Origin of the sequence: Porcincola sp. LCP21S3_C12 (genome assembly GCF_052118625.1) — a bacterium.
Taxonomy (GTDB): domain Bacteria; phylum Bacillota; class Clostridia; order Lachnospirales; family Lachnospiraceae; genus Porcincola.
Genome location: NZ_JBQKGW010000007.1, coordinates 30,179 through 47,953, shown reverse-complemented (window position 1 = coordinate 47,953; position 17,775 = coordinate 30,179). Strand labels below are relative to the sequence as shown.

The window sequence follows — 17,775 nt, the reverse complement described above, 5'->3', positions numbered from 1 at the left end:
CGTCGAAGAATCGGCAGCCCCGTTCAGGTTTCCCCTTTCAGCTTCAGACATGTCTGTTGATATGGCACTATTCTGAAAAAAAGCGGTCCGCACCAAATTGATGCGAACCGCTTTTTTGATCTTTGATCACACAGATCAGAACTTTCCAGCCTTTGCAGCTTCCTCGATTGCGACAGCGGTAGAAACCGTCATGCCGACCATCGGGTTGTTGCCGGCGCCGATCAGACCCATCATCTCGACATGAGCCGGGACGGAGGAAGAACCAGCGAACTGTGCATCGGAATGCATGCGTCCAAGGGTATCCGTGAAGCCATAGGAAGCCGGACCTGCTGCCATGTTATCCGGATGCAGAGTACGGCCTGTGCCGCCGCCGGATGCAACAGAGAAGTACTTCTTGCCAGCCTCAAGGCGCTCCTTCTTGTAGGTGCCTGCTACCGGGTGCTGGAATCTGGTCGGGTTGGTGGAGTTACCGGTGATGGAGACATCCACGTTCTCCTTCCACATGATTGCAACGCCCTCCGGTACAGAGTTTGCTCCATAGCAGTTGACAGAAGCACGAACTCCGTTGGAATAGCTCTTGCGGAAAACTTCCTTGACGGTATTGGTGTACGGATCATACTCTGTCTCAACATAGGTGAAGCCGTTGATACGGGAAATGATCTGCGCTGCGTCTTTTCCAAGTCCGTTCAGGATGACGCGCAGCGGCTTCTTACGAACCTTGTTTGCGTTGGTTGCAATTCCGATTGCACCCTCAGCAGCCGCGAAGGACTCATGACCTGCAAGGAAGCAGAAGCACTCTGTCTCCTCATCCAGCAGTCTTGCGCCCAGTCTTCCATGTCCAAGACCAACCTTACGGGTGTCTGCGACAGAACCCGGGATGCAGAATGCCTGAAGGCCCTCGCCGATCGCCTCAGCCGCGTCAGACGCCTTGCGGCAGCCCTTCTTGATTGCGATTGCAGCGCCGGTGATGTATGCCCAGCATGCGTTCTCGAAGCAGATCGGCTGAATGCTCTTGATCAGGTTGTAGACATCCAGTCCGGCATCCTTTGTGATCTGCTGTGCTTCCTCGAGGGAAGAGATGCCATATGAATTGAGGACGCTGTTGATCTTGTCAATACGTCTCTCATATGATTCAAATAAAGCCATTATCGTATCCTCCTTATCTCAAAAGCCCATCAGCCTTATTTCAGAAGCGCATCGTCCTTCTTCAGGACATCCTTGAGGGCGACTTCCTTGTCGGTACGAGGATCCAGAATCTTCACTGCATCCTGCACACGGCCATAGCGTCCCTTTGCCTTCTCCCATGCATCGTTCGGAGCCATTCCACCCTTCACGAAGTCGGTGAACTTTCCAAGAGATACGAAGGTATAGCCGATGATCTCGCTGTCTTCATCCAGCGCGATGCCGGTGACATAGCCCTCTGTCATCTCCAGATAACGCGGGCCCTTCTTCAGTGTGCCGTACATGGTTCCGACCTGGGAACGCATTCCCTTGCCGAGATCCTCAAGGCCGGCGCCGACCGGAAGACCATTCTCAGAGAAAGCAGACTGGCTGCGGCCATAGGCGATCTGAAGGAACAGCTCTCTCATGGCTGTATTGATTGCATCGCAGACGAGGTCCGTATTCAGAGCCTCAAGAACCGTCAGACCCGGAAGGATCTCAGAAGCCATTGCTGCGGAGTGCGTCATACCGGAACATCCGATGGTCTCAACAAGACACTCCTGAATGACACCCTCCTTGATATTCAGGGACAGCTTGCAGGCACCCTGCTGCGGTGCGCACCAGCCTACACCATGGGTGAATCCGGAAATATCTTTGACTTCCTTCGCCTGTACCCACTTCGCTTCCTCCGGGATCGGAGCAGCGCCATGATGCACACCCTGTGCAACCGGGCACATCTCTTCTACTTCTCGTGAATAAATCATGTCAAAAACTCCTTTCAACAATGTAGAAGTTCACAGTTCGTGTGTATTTTCGCATATTTTGATTAAAAAGTACAGACCCGGAAGCGGCATTTCCGATGCCCATTTCCGATGCAGTCCTGGGCCTTCAAGGCCTGGTTCTGTCTCATCTGTCCGTCTGTTTTTTCCGTTTTCTGCAAACGCCTGCAAGCAGACTGCAGACATAGGAAAGAGCCATTTCCTTGTCCGACCGGAGCCTTTCCATAACCCCGTCGGTCAGCTGAATCCACCCGGCTTTATCCTTTCGGCTCTCCAAAAATACCAGAGCGTCTTCAAACGTCCGGCCCGCTCCCTCCCCCTGCCTGTCTGCAGGCGAAGACGCACATGGGAGAAAGACTCCGCGCACCCTGATATAGCAGTTCTCTGCCTTTGCCTGTTCCCGGAACCGGCTGTCCACAAACTGTCCGACAGACTTATGAACAGCCCTGTCCTCAGCAGGAAGATAATAATAGTTTTTATAGTCCGGAAAAAAATGAAACAATGTCCGCTCCCTCAGTGGAATATGAATTTCCGCCTTCGTTCCGTAAAGCTCCAGTGAGTAGCCGGCTGCCTCGCCGGAAACCGGGACAGGCACCGGGACTGGCATCCGAAGACTCAGCCTGAGCTCCTCGGCGCACATTTCTCCCTCTGCCTGTTCCACGTCATCTTCCCCTGCACCGTCTGACAGATTCGCGGTGCTCAGTCCCACCGAGCAGCTGCAGCGCCGTACGTCTACAGCCGGCAGATCCCTCCGAATCTCCTGTTCTTCACTGCCGCCATCCATCTCTCCATTTTTCTCACTGTTTATCTCGCTGTCCTTCACCATCTGAAAGAAAGCCGGGTAGGCCGTCAGCATTGTCAGCGACAGCATTCCAAGCACATCTTCGTAATTGTGGAGCAGAAGCTTTTCAAGATCCCCCTTCGGGTCTTCCGAACGTCCATCTCTGTACGCCCTGTATATCCAGATCAGCTGTCCTCCATCGTACCGGTCCTTTCGTCTGAGTCCGAGGAACTGCTCGATTGTTTTCTGATTCAGCCTTTCCAGCCCAAGAAGTTCCTTATAAGGCCTGACCATTCTGTAGATATCCGCTGTATCCATCCGGCAAAATGGGGACGGCATCGAATACTCCCGGTATTTAGTTTCCAGATACGGGATATCAAACCGGTCTCCATTAAAATGAATGACCGTCCGGTACCGCATGCAGATGTCAGAGAAGGCCTTCAGAAGGCGCCGCTCATCCTCTGTCTGTTCTGCAAAAAGCTGCGTGATCTCCCAGCTTCCCGGTTGTTTTTGCACGGCATAGCCAATCAGATACAGATGGGAGGTCTCCGCCTTCAGCCCCGTCGTCTCAATATCAAAATAGATGCATGTCTCCGGGTTGAGTTCCATTGCCGCGATGTAGCGCTCATCAGCCACTGTACGATGTGTTGTCTGAATCATCCGGTCTCCCCCTGCTGCTCCCCGCTCTGCCAGCCAAACCTGTCTGTATTTGTAGATGCGTCTCTTCATCAGTTCCGGCCGTGAAGACAGCCTCTTCCGGCACACGTCTTCCGCCTTCATCCCATGCTCCGCACCTGATGGTGTACGGCCGCCTTCAAAAAAAGAGCTGCAGCAAACGCCGCAGCTCTTTCAAAATTCAATGAAACAGATTACTCTTCCTCAGCATCGCTCTTCGGAGCGGAAGTCTCAAGGGCCTTCATGCTCAGGGAAATCTTGTGATCCTCGCCATTGAAGTCGACAATCTTCGCCTCGATCTCCTGACCGACCTTCAGAACATCGGACGGCTTGTCCACATGCTCATGAGAGATCTGTGAAACATGAAGCAGAGCATCAACACCCGGCTCCAGCTCGACAAATGCACCGAAGTCTGTCATGCGGGCAACCTTGCCGGTGATCACGGTTCCGACTGCGTACTTCTCAGACGCATCATTCCACGGATTTGCATCCGGGAACTTACGGGTCAGCGCGATCTTTCCGCTCTCGCTGTTGATGTTCTTGATCATGACCTCGACCTTTTCGCCAACCTTGAAGACCTTCTTCGGGTTTTCAACATGGCCCCAGGACATCTCGGAGATATGAAGGAGTCCATCTGCGCCGCCCAGATCGATGAATGCGCCAAAGTCTGTCACGTTCTTGACAACACCCTCGACGCGGTCGCCGACATGAATCCGCTCGAACAGCTCCTTCTGCAGCTCTTTCTTGCGCTCAACAAGAAGCTGCTTGCGGTCGCCGATGATGCGGCGTCTGCGCGGGTTGAACTCAGTGACAACGAACTCGATCTCCTGATCCTTGTACTTGTCGAGATTCTTCTCATATGTATCAGACACAAGAGATGCCGGGATGAAGACGCGGGCGCCTTCGACCACAACGGAAAGCCCGCCAGAAAGGACCTGGACAACCGGTGCCTTGAGTACCTCATGGTTGTTGAAGGCCTCCTCCAGTCTCTTGTTGCCCTTCTCTGCAGCCAGTCTCTTGTACGTCAGAACGGTCTGACCCTCGCCATCGTTGACCTTCATGATCTTGACTTCCATCTTGTCGCCAACATGAATCTTTTCAGTGAGGTCGCACGGTTCATTGGAATACTCGTTTCTTGTGAGAATTCCGTCTGACTTGCCGTTGATATTCAGGATCGCTTCATCCGGCTTTACATCGATGACCTCTCCCTCAACGACTTCCCCGACATGAATCGGCTTAAATGTTTCATTCAGCATCTGTTCAAAAGTATTGTCTTCCGACATTGTTTTGAAACCTCCTCGATAATATTGTTTGGGGTAGATGCCCCCGCTGAAATACCAACGATGCCCCTGGATGGCACTAGCCGAAGATTCAAATCATCGAAAGTTTGCACAAAAAAGGTGCTTTCGCACTCTTTTCTGCAGATATCAACCAACTTCTGTGTGTTTGAACTGTTTCTGCCGCCGATTACGATCATCGCATCTGCAATCTGTGCAATCGCATCAGCTTCCGTCTGCCGCTCTTCCGTTGCATTACATATAGTATTCAATATAGCGCTTTCATGATACCGCAATTGCGTAATGATTTCAACCAGTTTGTGAAATTTCTTCAGATTAAAGGTTGTCTGGCTGACGACACAAAGGGGCTTCTGAATGCCACTCTCCACAAGCTTCTGCGCCTCCTCCTCCGTACCGATTACAATCGCCGGGGAACTGCACCATCCCATGATGCCTTCCACCTCCGGATGATGCGCGTTGCCGATGATGACGATCTGGAAGCCCTCCGCGCTCTTCTCCTTTACGATCTGATGAATCTTCTTCACATACGGACAGGTTGCATCAACCAGTTTCAGCCCCTGCCCTCTGATCTGCTCGTATATGCGCTCCGGAACGCCATGTGACCGGATCACAACCGTCCCCTCCCTGATCCCGGACAGCTGCGCCTCGTCATCGATCTCCACGACACCATGCCGTTTCAGATCCGCAACCACCATCTCGTTGTGAATGATGGGTCCGTAGGTACAGATGGGTGGCTTTCCTTCCTTAATCTGATCGTAGACTGTATCCACTGCCCGATGGACTCCAAAGCAGAAGCCGGCGCTGGCAGCCAGATAGACAGCCGCCTTTCCGTCATCCGATACCCACAGCTGGCCCTTCAGCGGACTGTCCGCCCTCTGCATCAGGACTTTCAGTTCCTGAATCCTCGCCTCAGGTGAATGGATATCTCGCCTGGCACCCTCCTTTTTTTTCGCATCGCGCATCGCCGTCTCTGCCAGCTTCACAATTCTGTCCACCGCCTCCTCTGCGCTGAGATCTGAGGTGTCCAGCAGAATGGCGTCATCCGCCTGCCTGAGCGGTGCTTCCGCTCTGTGACTGTCCCGGTCGTCGCGTTCCTCGATCTCTCTCTGAATCTCTTCAAGACTGCAGGCTTCCCCCTTCTGCTGAAGCTCCGCATACCGGCGTCTGGCCCGCTCCCTGCTGCTGGCTGTCAGAAAAATTTTCAGCGGCGCATCCGGAAGGATGCGTGTGCCGATATCCCGTCCGTCCATGATCACATTTTCATGACCTGCGAGTTCTCTCTGAAGATTCAGAAGCTTCTGCCTCACCGCCGGCTTCGCTGCCGTCACAGAAGCCTGATCCGACACCTCCTGCGTCCGGATTCGTCCGCTGACATCCACTCCATTCAGGAGCATCTGCTGCATACCGTCCTGATATCGAACCCCAATCTCGATCTGGCTCAGTGCCTCCTTCAGCGCATTCTGGTTCTCTACATCCACCTTGTGCTCCAGCATATAAAGGGCGATGGTGCGGTACATTGCTCCTGTGTCAACATACACAAATCCCAGTTTCTGCGCCGCACGCCTCGCAACTGTGCTCTTTCCCGCTCCCGCAGGCCCGTCAATTGCAATAGAAAAACTCATGACCCCTCCCTCACTCAGGTTATTCTGTCTCTCATCTCTCATTCGGCTTCCTTGCTGCAGGCCTTTGCGTATGCCGCTGCCCCAAGGCCTGCTGCGCGGCCTGTTGACCAGGCAATCTGCAGGTTATACCCGCCGGTATGCGCGTCAACATCAAGCACCTCGCCTGCAAAGAACAGCCCGGCCGTTTTTCTGGACTCCATCGTCCCCGGATCGACTTCCCGAACCCGGACGCCTCCGTGCGTCACAACTGCCTCCCGGAAAGTTCCAGGATGTGTAATCGTAAAGGAAAAATGCTTCGTTTCACGGACAAGGCTGGCGCGCTCAGCTTTTGTGATACTGTTGACCGCCTTCTGCGGATCAATCCGGCACCGTCTGAGCAGGACAGGAACCATCTTCTGAGGATACACCTCAGGCGCCACATTGCGGATCTCCTTGTTCGGGTTCTGTTCGAAGGCTCTCAGAATCCGCTCATCCAGCTTTTCTTCAGACAGCGCTGGTTTCAGGTCGATTTCCGCCTTCATCTGTCCCTTCCTCAGGCAGTCGGCAAGGTCAGCACTTGCTGTCAGAACCAGCGGTCCCGTCACGCCGAAATGCGTGAACATCATCTCACCAAATCCGTCCCAGACTTTCCGCTTCCCATTGAAGATTTGGAGCGTTACATTCTTCAGGGACAAACCCTGCATCTCAAACAGGTCTTCCTCCGCGCAGCAGAGCGGAACAAGCGAAGGACTGCAGGGTTCCACCGTATGGCCTGCCTTTTCTGCAATCCGGTACCCGTCACCGGTAGAGCCCGTTGTCGGGTAGGAAAGGCCCCCTGTCGCGATCACAACTGCTTTCGCCGAAACAACGGTCCCATCGGACAGACAGACGCCCTTGACCGTCCGCTGCTCATCCGCCCTGTCTGCCGTCTTCTCCCTGCGATGTTCGGAGCCGTCCGGCATGAGCGCATCTTCCTGCCCGGCTTCATCCTGCTGTCCCGAAAATATAATCCTGGCAGCCTCTGAATGGAGCCTGATCTGTACCCCGCTCTCCCGCATCGCCCGTTCAAGCGCTTTAGTGATATCCGAGGCGTGATCGCTCTGAGGAAAAGCCCGGTTTCCGCGCTCCACCTTTGTCCGGCAGCCATGCTCCTCAAACCACGCAATCACTGCCGCCGGGTCGAACCCGTAGACGGACGAGTATAAAAAGGAGGCATGACAGGAAACCTGGCTCAGGAAATCTTCCGGATCACAGGCATTGGTGAAATTACATCTGCCCTTTCCGGTAATATAAATCTTCTTCCCTGCCTTTTCATTTTTTTCGAGCAGGATCACACGAGCGCCGGCTTCCGCCGCCGCACAGGCTGCCATCATGCCTGCCGCTCCTCCGCCGACGACTAATACGTCCGCGCCGGGCGTCCCTTTTCCCGGCTTGCTTAGGAGACTTGTCTTCCCGGCCGGTTTCCCTCCGGAAACCTTCTTACAGGCTGCCCTCTGGAGAGCTGTCGACTGGCTTCCTGCTTTCCCCCTCACAACTCTCTGCTCCCTCGTTCTCCGGCTTTTTGCTTCCTGCCTCATCTTTTCTGATCCCGTCTTCCATTCTTTCTTCTGCATCCTGCCGGCCTTCGGCCGTCTTCTGATCCTTTGGATCCTCTTTTCGGCCCGCCTTTTTTCCGACCGGCACCCAGACAGCATCTACTGCACGGTTTTCCTCTTCACGTTCTCTGCGGGCCTGCTCTTTCCTCGCAGCAGCCTCCTGCTGCCGCTGAAGCTGTCTTCTGTATTCCAGATCCTCCTCCCTGGAGCCCTCGGTCCGCCTGAAGATCGGAGTCCTGGCCTGCCCGCCGGCTTCGCCGCCCTGCCTTGTCAGAAGATTTTTTTCATCCTCCATCTCTTCATCCACCAGCTCGCCGTCTCCGTCTTCCAGCTCAAACCAGAATTCCACGCCATCCTCCACGTTGCGGACGCCATAACGCTGGTGGAAGGACTCCATGATTGCCTTCACAATCGCCAGGCCGACGCCGGACCCCCCGTAAGCGCGGGTCCGGGCCTTGTCGACTTTGAAAAATTTGTCCCAGACATGCTCCAGATCCTCCTCCGGAATCGGCTTTCCTGTGTTGAAGACTGTTGTGCGGACGACACCTCGCTCAATGTCCTCCTCTACCCGGATCTGGATCTTCAGCGCCCCTTCCACATGGTTGATGGCGTTGCTGAGGTAGTTGGTCAGAACCTCTTCTACCTTGAACTCATCCCCCCAGACATGGACACAGGTCGGACACTGCACCTCGATCAAAGCACCCTTCTGGTCCGCCAGGATCTTTGTGGAGGCGGTTTTTCCACGGATGAGTTCTGCCAGATCAAACCGTGTCATCTCCACCTTGTCATAGCCGGATTCCAGCTGATTGAGCGCCATCAGCTTACGGACCAGCTGGTTCATCTTCCCGGCCTCGTCAATGATGACACTGCAATAATAATCTCTGGACTCCGGATCATCATTGACGCAATCCTGCAGTCCCTCTGCGTATCCCTGGATCAGCGCCAGCGGCGTCTTCAGCTCATGCGAGACATTCGACAGAAACTCGCGGCGCTCATCCTCCGCCTTGATTTTCGCATCCAGATTCGCCTGTAATTCATTGTTGGCTGTCTTCAGCTCAGAGATCGTCTTTTCCAGGGTCTGACTCATCTGATTGAAATGCTCGCCCAGCCGCCCGATTTCATTCGTGCCGCCCGACGTATACCTGGCATTAAAGTCCAGGTTTGCCATGCGCTCGGACAGCTCTGTCAGCTCTGTCAGCGGTTTTGTGAGCCGTTTCGACATCCAGCCGATCATGATTACACTGAGGAAAATGGCCAGCAGGATCATGTACATGACAAACTCATTGGAAATCTTTGCAGATGTCCGGATGCTCTCCACCGGGACCCGGAGCAGGATGTGGTAGCCGTTTTTCGTGAAGGTTCCATACAGCTCCAGATAGACGGCATTGCCCAGATGGTCATCCTTCTTCTTCTGAATTGTGTAATTGCTCTCCTTCTTTACAACCTGGCTGCCCTGGTCGATCCCCCATATATATCCATTCAGTCTTGCGGACAGGATCTCAAGGCTGTCGTTTCCCGTTCCGTATACGAGAACCGGAACATAGTCCGCATCCGTGATCGCAGCGATCACACTGTTCTTCTGCGTCGTCTCCAGGAAGTTTTTATTAAAAAATGTTTGATTCAGCCCATCCGCTGTCACATGTTCGTCCGCCATCTCGAACATAGAGACAAGGGTGTTCTCCAGCCGCCTTTCATAGAACTTTTCCAGCAGAAAGGTGTTGGCCAGAAACATCAGCAGCATGATGATGCCGATGATCGACAGGAAGGTAACCGTCAGCTGTCTGGATATGGACGTACGCTTATTCTTTTGTTTCTTTCTGCTCATCGTCCGCCTCGAACTTGTAGCCCATCCCCCAGATGGTCTTGATATAGTTGCCGCGCTGTCCCATCTTTGCTCTCAGTTTCTTGACATGTGTATCAATCGTCCGGGCATCCCCGAAGTAGTCATAATTCCAGACGCTGTTGAGAATCTTCTCACGCGACAGCGCGATTCCCTGGTTCTCCACAAAATAGGTCAGGAGCTCAAATTCCTTGAACGAAAGTTCCACCGGCTGTCCGTCGATCTGAACCTGATGCGCGGCCTTGTCAATCTCAATCGCCCCTGCCTTCAGAATATCATCCGATCCAAATGCGCCGCTCCTGCGCAGGAGGGCTTCCACACGCGCAACCAGAATCTTCGGGCTGAACGGCTTCGACACATAGTCGTCAACTCCGAGCTCAAAGCCCAGCGCTTCGTCCCGCTCATCCGATTTGGCCGTCAGCATGATGATCGGCACCTTCGACTCCTTCCGTATCTCGCGGACAACCTCCCAGCCGTCCATTTTCGGCATCATGACATCCAGAATGATCAGCGCAATGTCCCGTGTCGAGAAAAACTTGTCAACTGCCTCGGCGCCGTCCCCGGCTTCGATGACTTCAAAATTCTTCTTGACCAGAAAGTCCCGGACAAGCTTCCTCATCCGTTCCTCATCATCGACGACCATCACCTTCAATGTCTCCATCGCTCATTCCTCCTCCATGTCTTCATATTTTGCCAGGCGGTTTTTGATATCAAGCATCCGCCTGTCTGTCTCCGCAATCGTATCCGCGCACTCACGCAGTTCCGCAGAGATTGCATTCAGATCGACATCCCCCGGCAGTGTCTTTTTGTACCGGATCTGATGCTCAAGGCTCGCCCAGAAATTCATCGCAATTGTCCGGATCTGGATCTCCACGCGCAGGTACCGGGTTGTCCGCGAAAAGTAAACGGGGATCTCGACAATCATGTGATAGCTGCGGTACCCGTTCTCCTTCGGGTTTCTGATGTAATCCTTGATGGATATGACCTTCAGATCGTCCTGCCTTCCGAGCATCCGCGCGATGTCATAGATGTCGTCAATGAAATTGCAGATGACACGGACTCCTGCCACATCGTTCAGATTCCGGACGATGCTCTTGACTGAAATTTCCTGCCCCCGTTTTTTCAGTTTTCTGTAGATACTCATCGGCGTCTTGACCCTGCTCTCGATCGAGGAGATCGGGTTACGCCTGTATCTGACAGAAAACTCCTCATCCAGAATCTCCAGCTTCGTCTGAACCTGCCGGATCGCGCAGTCATACATCATCATCAGTTCTTCAAACTGTTTCGTCTCCTCAAACAGGCCGTCCCCATTCTTCTGCCTGCCCCGCTCCTCGGCCTGGCTCCGGATCTCCTGGTTCATCATCTCTTCACTCCTGGTTATTTTACACATTTTTACTATGATACCACGCAGCAGTGTTGGAACTGTGAAAAACTTTCGGCCTGTTTTTAGATAATTGATCCTTCCTTGACGGTTTGTCCTGCAGACGGTATACTGGATGTACAGATTCACCTCCGGGGTAGTAAAGGTTTCGACGGGGGCTGTGAAGCTGGAGAAGCTATCCGCAGGGTGATGCGTTAAATCCCAACCTAAATATAAACGCTGATAACAACGTTGAACTCGCTGCAGCCTGACGGCTGCAACTGCCTGATCTGAAGCACCTGCACTGCAGACTCAGGTATCGAACTTGCAGGAAACGACTTATGCAAAGCTTTGAGCATATGGGCGTATCATGAAGCTACTGAAACCGCAAGGGTGTCTGTTCCCGTGCGGCGGAGGGAATGTCAATAGACAGACTACGATAGTAGAAGGACAGGGGATTGGCTTTCGGACACGAGTTCGACTCTCGTCTACTCCACTTATCATGCAAAATCCGAACTCTCATGAGTTCGGATTTTTTTCGCAGCCGCATTCCATGTGCGCTCTTCCCCCCTTCACCGGTTCAGCGAACAGGTTCGAATGAACGGTCTGATGTTCGCCCCACTCTGAAGATACCGAAGGAGGATCTGAGCACAGGCTCTGCTGTCGCTGTCCGCCTTGTGATGATCGAGTGCAATTCCATAGTAGTCACACAGATCGTTCAGCTTGTGGCTGATTCCCGGAAGGAGACGTCTTCCCATCTGGACCGTGCAGATATAGTACGCATAAGGCTTCCATTCAATTTCATAGGCAAGCAGACATTTCTTCAGAACCCCCATATCAAACTGAGCATTATGCGCCACCAGAAGGCCGCCTGACATGTATGGCTCAATTTTCTCCCAGACCTCCGGAAAGGAAGGTGCGTTCCGGACGGATTCTTCGCTGATCCCGGTCAGCATCGTATTAAACGAATCAAAATGAGTCTCCGGATTGACAAGTGTGTAGAATTCCTTTTCGATCTGTTCATTCTCAATGATCGTGATGCCGATCGCACTCATCCGGTTGTTCATTCTGTTTGGCGTCTCTACATCGAATACCGTAAACTGCGACATAGCCATCTCCTCTGCCGGATCCAGTCTGAATGCTTCCCGCATCCGCACATTCTGTCCTGCCGGCGCGCTCAATGTTCAGCGGTTGTATTCCTTGAATGCCCGCTCCATTGATCGCTTTGCATCCTTCTTCGCAATATCTGCCCGCTTATCGTACTGCTTCTTTCCTCTTGCTACTCCGATTTCGACCTTCACAAGCGATCCCTTCAGGTAAACCTTGAGCGGAACAATGGTAAAACCCTTCTGCTGGATGGCTCCCCAAAGTTTGTTAAGCTCCTGCCTGTGAAGAAGAAGCTTCCTTGGCCGGAGCGGATCCTTGTTGAAAATGTTTCCCTTCTCATACGGGCTGATATTCATGCCGTAGATCAGCGCTTCTCCGTTGACCATGCTGATGTAAGCTTCCTTGATGCTGCACTTCCCCATCCGAAGCGACTTGACTTCTGTTCCTACAAGCGCGATTCCTGCCTCGTATGTCTCATCGATGAAGTAGTCATGATAAGCCTTTTTATTGTTTGCGATCAGTCTGACTGATTCCTTTCCCATTCTTCTTCTCCTGAACTTCCGGTCTCCAACAACTCTTCTGCCCGGCCGCTGCGATTTCTTCCGATTGCTGTTCTCTGCATCGCATGCCTGCTCCACCGCCAGTCTGTCCGCTTCCCTCGCGGTTTTATTCTTCAGCCTCCGGCAGCTGTTTCTGTGATCAGAAAAAGTGCGGGGCGATGGATACCTTGCCCCGCACGATTCTTATATTACCGCTGCCCGGCGATTTCTGCAATCAGGTCCGGAACTCACATTCAGAATTCTGCACTTCCACTTCCATTGGTCCCTGAAGCATTCCCATCCTGTCCGCTGTACGGAATGCCAGAGCCGTTTCCGGAACCTCCGCCGAATGGATAACCGAACTCATTTCCACTGCCGCTTCCGTCCTGTCCGCCGAAAAAGCTGCCCCATGGAATCGTGATGCTCCCGTCTCCGTCACTGCCATCTGACGGCGGAAGCGTCTGGGACCCGTCGTCTGTGTCGCCTGAGGATCCGTCGTTGTCATCACTGTTCTTGTCCTGTCCGTCAGCCTTGTCTCCGTCTGAGTTCTTTTTGTCAGAACTGTCAGATGCGTTCTGCTCCTTCCTGGCTGCTTTCACCTCATCGGTTGCCTCGCCAAGCGTAACCTCCGCTGTCTTTTCCTCATAACTGTTTCCGGAAGCCCTTTCATAGGCAATCTTCACCTTTTCACCCGGAGCATAATACTGAATCTTCTTTAAAAGCGTATCCCTGGAATCAATCGACAGGCCGTCAAACTTTGTGATGACGTCGCCCTTCTGAAGACCTGCCTTCTCAGCGGCGGATCCCTTCTCAACCGAGTAAACATATGCGCCCTTCGGGATATTATACATCTGGCTGGCTTCATCTGTCACCGGTGCCACTGTAATGCCAAGATACCCGTAATCGTCCAGCGCATCCCTCGTCTTGCGGTTGATCAGGTCCTGCAGAACCGGAATCGCGGTATTGATCGGGACTGCATACCCGACATTATCTCCTTCCAGATAGCCTGCGTTGAAAATTCCGATGACTTCGCCCTTTGCATTCAGGACAGCTCCGCCGCTCTGTCCCTGATTAGCGGCGCCATCGGTCTGGAACTCTGTCCAGGTTCCCTCGTCCGTCTCAACCTTGCAGTTCAGCGCCGCGATAATGCCGGATGTCACAGTCAGTCCCTGTCCAAGTGTGTTTCCGATTGTAATCGCAGTCTGACCGACCTTGAGCTTGTCAGAATCCCCGAGCACAGCAACCTTCAGCTGCTTCAGCACATCCTCCTTGATATCCTTCAACTGAACTGCGACAACAGCCACATCTGTCGACGGATCTGCTCCCTTCACCTTGGCTGCAACGACCTTGTCCTCTTCATTGTCTGTGTCAACTGAAAAGGCAACTGTGACGTCCGTCGCATTGTCCACAACGTGATTATTCGTCGCGATCAGCAGCTCGTCAGCGGTCTGCGCAATGATAAATCCCGATGCTGCACCCTCTTCCTCAACACTATGCTTCCCGCCAAAGTAATCCTCGACTTCCTGAACACTCTTCTCAGAAATGGTGACAATGGACGGCATACATGCATCCACGACATCTGAAACATCAATCGCTGTGACCTTTGCGTCCTGTGTCCCCGTCGTCTCAAGCTGCGGGTAGCTGCTCTTTTCCGAATCCTTCTTATCAGCAGATACATCCTGCGTGTCAGCTTCTGTCTGCTCCTCCGTTTCCGTCTGACTGGCAGCCTCTTTCCCGGTCTGGAGGATCGTTCCGGCAAATGTATATGGGGCTGCGCTCACGCTCATCGCTGCGGTCAGAATCGCCGCCAGCACCCTTGCAGAGATTCTTCTGTTTCTCAGCTTCTTATCGTACATTGGAGAGCTCCTTTCATGCATTCAAATGATAACTCCTATCTTAAGAAGCTTCTGTGTCAAAGGTGTGAAAATTCAGCTGATTCTGTGTGTCAATCTGAAAAAGGGCAGCTCCCGCAGGAGTCTGCCCTTCAGCGCCTATTCAACGGTATCACTTAGTTTTTCTTCACCAGAAGACTCTTTCCCGTCATCTCCTTCGGCTGCTTCATACCCATCATCTCTATCAGCGTCGGGATGATGTCACACAGCGCGCCGCCCTCTCTGAGGGTGTAAGCCGGGTCATAGTTGACCAGGATGAACGGAACAGGGTTTGTCGTATGGGATGTGAGCGGTTCACCCGTCTCATAATCCACAAGCTGTTCCGCATTGCCGTGATCCGCCGTGATGAACATCTGTCCGTCCACTTCGAGCAGCGCATCGACAACCCGTCCGACGCACTTGTCGACCGTCTCGATGGCCTTGATGCAGGCCGGCTCCACCCCGGTGTGTCCGACCATATCGGGATTTGCGAAATTGGTAATAATCACATCATATTTTCCGGACTTGATCGCGTCAACAAACTTGTCACAGACCTCCGGCGCGCTCATCTCCGGCTGAAGATCATACGTCGCAACCTTCGGACTCTTGACCAGGATGCGGTCCTCGCCCGGATTCGGAGCCTCCACGCCGCCATTGAAGAAGAAGGTCACATGTGCATACTTCTCCGTCTCGGCAATCCTGGCCTGGGTCATATGATGCTGTGCGAGGAATTCTCCGAACGTCTCCTTGATCTCGGTCTTCGGGAAGGCGACATGCTTGTTCGGAATCGTCACATCATAGTCGGTGAAGCAGGTATAGTAAACCTTCTTGCGCGGTCCTCTGTCAAACTGATTGAAATCATCCATGCAGAAACATCTGGTCAGCTCTCTCGCACGGTCCGGACGGAAATTGAAGAAGATGATTGAATCACCATCCTTGATCGTGGTGACCGGCTTGCCATCCTCCATCACAACTGCCGGAACGACGAACTCATCGGTCACCCCATTTGCATAGGAATCCTTCACTGCCTGCACGCCGCTTGAAGCCGGCACGCCCTCTCCCAGCGTCAGGGCTCTGTATGCCTTCTCGACTCTGTCCCATCTGTTGTCACGGTCCATCGCATAGTAGCGGCCGGAGACAACGCCGATTTTGCCGATGCCAAGCTCGTCCATCTTATCCTGGACCTGCTGTACAAATCCTGCTCCGGAATCCGGCGGCGTGTCACGTCCATCGAGGAAGCAGTGTACAAAGACCTTCTTCAGTCCCTCCCTCTTTGCCATCTCCAGAAGCGCAAAGATATGGGAAATGTGACTGTGAACGCCCCCATCCGAAACGAGTCCGTACAGATGCAGGGAGGAATCATTCTTCTTTGCATTCTCCATAGCACCCTTCAGCGCCGGATTCTCAAAGAAAGACCCATCGCGGATCGCTTTCGTAATCTTCGTCAAATCCTGATATACAATACGGCCTGCCCCCATATTCAGGTGCCCGACCTCTGAATTGCCCATCTGCCCGTCCGGAAGTCCGACATACTCCCCGGACGCCTGTCCCTGTACAAATGGATATTCCTTCATCAGTCTGTCCATGACAGGCGTATTCGCCTCTGCGATTGCATTGTGATCCTTCCGCGGATTCAGTCCGTACCCGTCCAGAATCATCAGTACTGTTGGTCTCTTGCTCATGATATTTCTCCTTCTCTCTGATCGATATACACCCTGATCATGCTTGCAACCCGTTTCACAACGCTGCTTGAATTGATGATCAGCAGCGCGTCCCTGATATGGCGTTCCCGAACAGGGCTTGTAATGATGACAAGCTCGGCATTTGTCCCGATCTTGTCCTTCTGGATCACCTGCTCAATCGAAACGGAATTGTTGCCGAAGATGCTGGCAATCGTGGCCAGGACACCCGGCTTGTCCTCCACCTCCATTCTCAGGAAATAGCTGGAGACCGTGTTCTCAATCCTGCGGATCGGAATCTTCCGGTATACATTGTCTCTTGTCGTTCCCTGGGAGTGATAAACAGTGTGGCGTGCGACGGAGAAGACATCCCCCATCACAGCACTGGCTGTCGGCATCTCACCGGCTCCTCTGCCATAGAACATGACATCCCCAACGGCATCGCCGCGTACATAGACGGCATTGTAGGATCCGTTCACAGTCGCGATCGGATGAGCCTGCGGGATCAGCATCGGATGCACCCGAACCTCGATCCCTTCCTTCCCGTTTGTCGCAAGGCCGATCAGCTTGATAACCCAACCAAGCGTCTTCGCGTAAGCGATGTCCTGCGCCGTGATTTTCGTGATCCCCTCCGTGTAGACATCCCGGAATGTGACTCTGGAATGAAAAGCGATGGAAGCCATGATGGCCATCTTTCTGGCTGCGTCATAACCCTCGACATCAGCGGTCGGATCCGCCTCCGCATAGCCCAGCGCGGTCGCCTCTCTCAGCGCCTGCTCATAGTCCATCCCCTCATCCGTCATCTTGGACAGGATGAAGTTTGTCGTCCCGTTGACGATTCCCATGACCTCGCTGATCTCGTTGGCAGACAAGCTGTTCTTCAGAGGAGATATAATCGGGATACCGCCGGCTACGGAAGCCTCAAACCTCAGCTCCGCATGGTTTTCCTCGGCGATCTCCATCAGCTCTCCGCCCCGTTCCGCGATCAGATCCTTGTTCGCGGTAACAACGCTTTTCCCCGCCTCAAGAGCGTCCCGGATATAAGTGCAGGCCGGTTCAATGCCGCCGATCAGCTCGATGACGATGTCGATATCCGGATCATCCACAATCTGTGAATAGTCGCTGGTCAATATGGAAGGGTCATCCACATCCTTCACATGCGCCTCCGGATGCCGCACCAGAATCTTCTTCAGATTCAGGACCGTGTTCAGCTTCTGAGGCATCTCAGGCCGCTGCGTTTTCATTACCTTGTAGACGCCCTTTCCGACCGTTCCAAGGCCGAGAAGTGCCACATTCATTCCGTCTTTTCCCATGTCTCTTTCCATCCTGCCGATGCCGGTTTGACCCGTTCCGGCTTCTGCCAGTCAGTTGTCACTCATCTGCAATCAGTTCTGGCGATCAGGCCAGCGCAGTCATCTTACCATACCGCCAAGCTCCTTGTAAATGCACCGGTCATTCATTTTGCATGCGCGGTCCTTCTGCATAATAG

The 17,775-nt window shown here is 53.3% G+C and carries 14 protein-coding genes, 1 other RNA gene and 1 pseudogene; 1 reads left to right on the top strand and 15 read right to left on the bottom strand.

Features of this window, described 5'->3' with window-relative positions:
* Window positions 1-135: 135 nt before the first annotated feature.
* The 10 genes and pseudogenes from ACTQ1N_RS05450 to ACTQ1N_RS05405 form a co-directional block, all read right to left on the bottom strand.
* On the bottom strand, window positions 136-1,146 hold the full coding sequence (locus ACTQ1N_RS05450; RefSeq protein ID WP_441955385.1) for a GGGtGRT protein: 1,011 nt from the start codon (window positions 1,144-1,146) through the stop codon (window positions 136-138).
* Between the two features lie 35 nt (window positions 1,147-1,181).
* Complete coding sequence (locus tag ACTQ1N_RS05445) at window positions 1,182-1,925, bottom strand: iron-sulfur cluster assembly scaffold protein (RefSeq protein ID WP_441955383.1); 744 nt, start codon at window positions 1,923-1,925, stop codon at window positions 1,182-1,184.
* Between the two features lie 142 nt (window positions 1,926-2,067).
* Window positions 2,068-3,501: a ribonuclease H-like domain-containing protein gene (locus ACTQ1N_RS05440; RefSeq protein ID WP_441955381.1), complete on the bottom strand. Its 1,434-nt coding sequence runs from the start codon at window positions 3,499-3,501 to the stop codon at window positions 2,068-2,070.
* A gap of 89 nt (window positions 3,502-3,590) precedes the next feature.
* On the bottom strand, window positions 3,591-4,679 hold the full coding sequence (gene rpsA / locus ACTQ1N_RS05435; protein ID WP_154523838.1) for a 30S ribosomal protein S1: 1,089 nt from the start codon (window positions 4,677-4,679) through the stop codon (window positions 3,591-3,593).
* Window positions 4,646-5,542: a 4-hydroxy-3-methylbut-2-enyl diphosphate reductase gene (gene ispH / locus ACTQ1N_RS05430; protein WP_441955537.1), complete on the bottom strand. Its 897-nt coding sequence runs from the start codon at window positions 5,540-5,542 to the stop codon at window positions 4,646-4,648. Before ispH ends, rpsA begins: the two co-directional genes overlap by 34 nt.
* A gap of 132 nt (window positions 5,543-5,674) precedes the next feature.
* Window positions 5,675-6,316, bottom strand: a pseudogene (gene cmk, locus ACTQ1N_RS05425) ((d)CMP kinase); the annotation flags it as partial.
* Between the two features lie 38 nt (window positions 6,317-6,354).
* Window positions 6,355-7,827: an NAD(P)/FAD-dependent oxidoreductase gene (locus ACTQ1N_RS05420; protein WP_441955379.1), complete on the bottom strand. Its 1,473-nt coding sequence runs from the start codon at window positions 7,825-7,827 to the stop codon at window positions 6,355-6,357.
* Window positions 7,775-9,715, bottom strand: coding sequence for an ATP-binding protein (locus tag ACTQ1N_RS05415; protein WP_441955377.1), 1,941 nt, complete (start codon window positions 9,713-9,715; stop codon window positions 7,775-7,777). The genes ACTQ1N_RS05420 and ACTQ1N_RS05415 overlap by 53 nt, the downstream gene beginning before the upstream one ends.
* Entirely contained in the window at window positions 9,690-10,391 is a 702-nt protein-coding gene (locus ACTQ1N_RS05410) for a response regulator transcription factor (protein WP_321048440.1), read from the bottom strand. Before ACTQ1N_RS05410 ends, ACTQ1N_RS05415 begins: the two co-directional genes overlap by 26 nt.
* A gap of 3 nt (window positions 10,392-10,394) precedes the next feature.
* Window positions 10,395-11,093 carry a GTP pyrophosphokinase gene (locus ACTQ1N_RS05405; protein ID WP_441955374.1) on the bottom strand — a complete coding sequence of 233 codons (699 nt, stop codon included), beginning with the start codon at window positions 11,091-11,093 and terminating at the stop codon, window positions 10,395-10,397.
* Window positions 11,094-11,244: 151 nt separating this feature from the next.
* Here ACTQ1N_RS05405 and ssrA point away from each other — a divergent pair.
* Window positions 11,245-11,589: a transfer-messenger RNA gene (gene ssrA, locus ACTQ1N_RS05400) on the top strand.
* A gap of 73 nt (window positions 11,590-11,662) precedes the next feature.
* On the opposite strand, the gene ACTQ1N_RS05395 is transcribed toward ssrA, so the two are convergent.
* The 5 genes from ACTQ1N_RS05395 to ACTQ1N_RS05375 all read right to left on the bottom strand — a co-directional run bounded on the left by ACTQ1N_RS05395 (window position 11,663) and on the right by ACTQ1N_RS05375 (window position 17,599).
* Window positions 11,663-12,199, bottom strand: a complete 537-nt coding sequence (locus ACTQ1N_RS05395; protein WP_441955372.1) for a 3'-5' exonuclease — start codon at window positions 12,197-12,199, stop codon at window positions 11,663-11,665.
* A gap of 75 nt (window positions 12,200-12,274) precedes the next feature.
* Complete coding sequence (gene smpB, locus ACTQ1N_RS05390) at window positions 12,275-12,739, bottom strand: SsrA-binding protein SmpB (protein WP_441955370.1); 465 nt, start codon at window positions 12,737-12,739, stop codon at window positions 12,275-12,277.
* A 251-nt stretch (window positions 12,740-12,990) separates the two neighbouring features.
* The gene (locus tag ACTQ1N_RS05385; protein ID WP_441955368.1) at window positions 12,991-14,592 is read right to left on the bottom strand and encodes a S1C family serine protease; all 1,602 of its coding nucleotides are present in this window, start codon (window positions 14,590-14,592) and stop codon (window positions 12,991-12,993) included.
* A 152-nt stretch (window positions 14,593-14,744) separates the two neighbouring features.
* The gene (gene gpmI, locus ACTQ1N_RS05380; RefSeq protein WP_441955366.1) at window positions 14,745-16,289 is read right to left on the bottom strand and encodes a 2,3-bisphosphoglycerate-independent phosphoglycerate mutase; all 1,545 of its coding nucleotides are present in this window, start codon (window positions 16,287-16,289) and stop codon (window positions 14,745-14,747) included.
* Window positions 16,286-17,599 carry a homoserine dehydrogenase gene (locus tag ACTQ1N_RS05375; protein WP_441955364.1) on the bottom strand — a complete coding sequence of 438 codons (1,314 nt, stop codon included), beginning with the start codon at window positions 17,597-17,599 and terminating at the stop codon, window positions 16,286-16,288. Before ACTQ1N_RS05375 ends, gpmI begins: the two co-directional genes overlap by 4 nt.
* Between the last annotated feature and the right edge of the window lie 176 nt (window positions 17,600-17,775).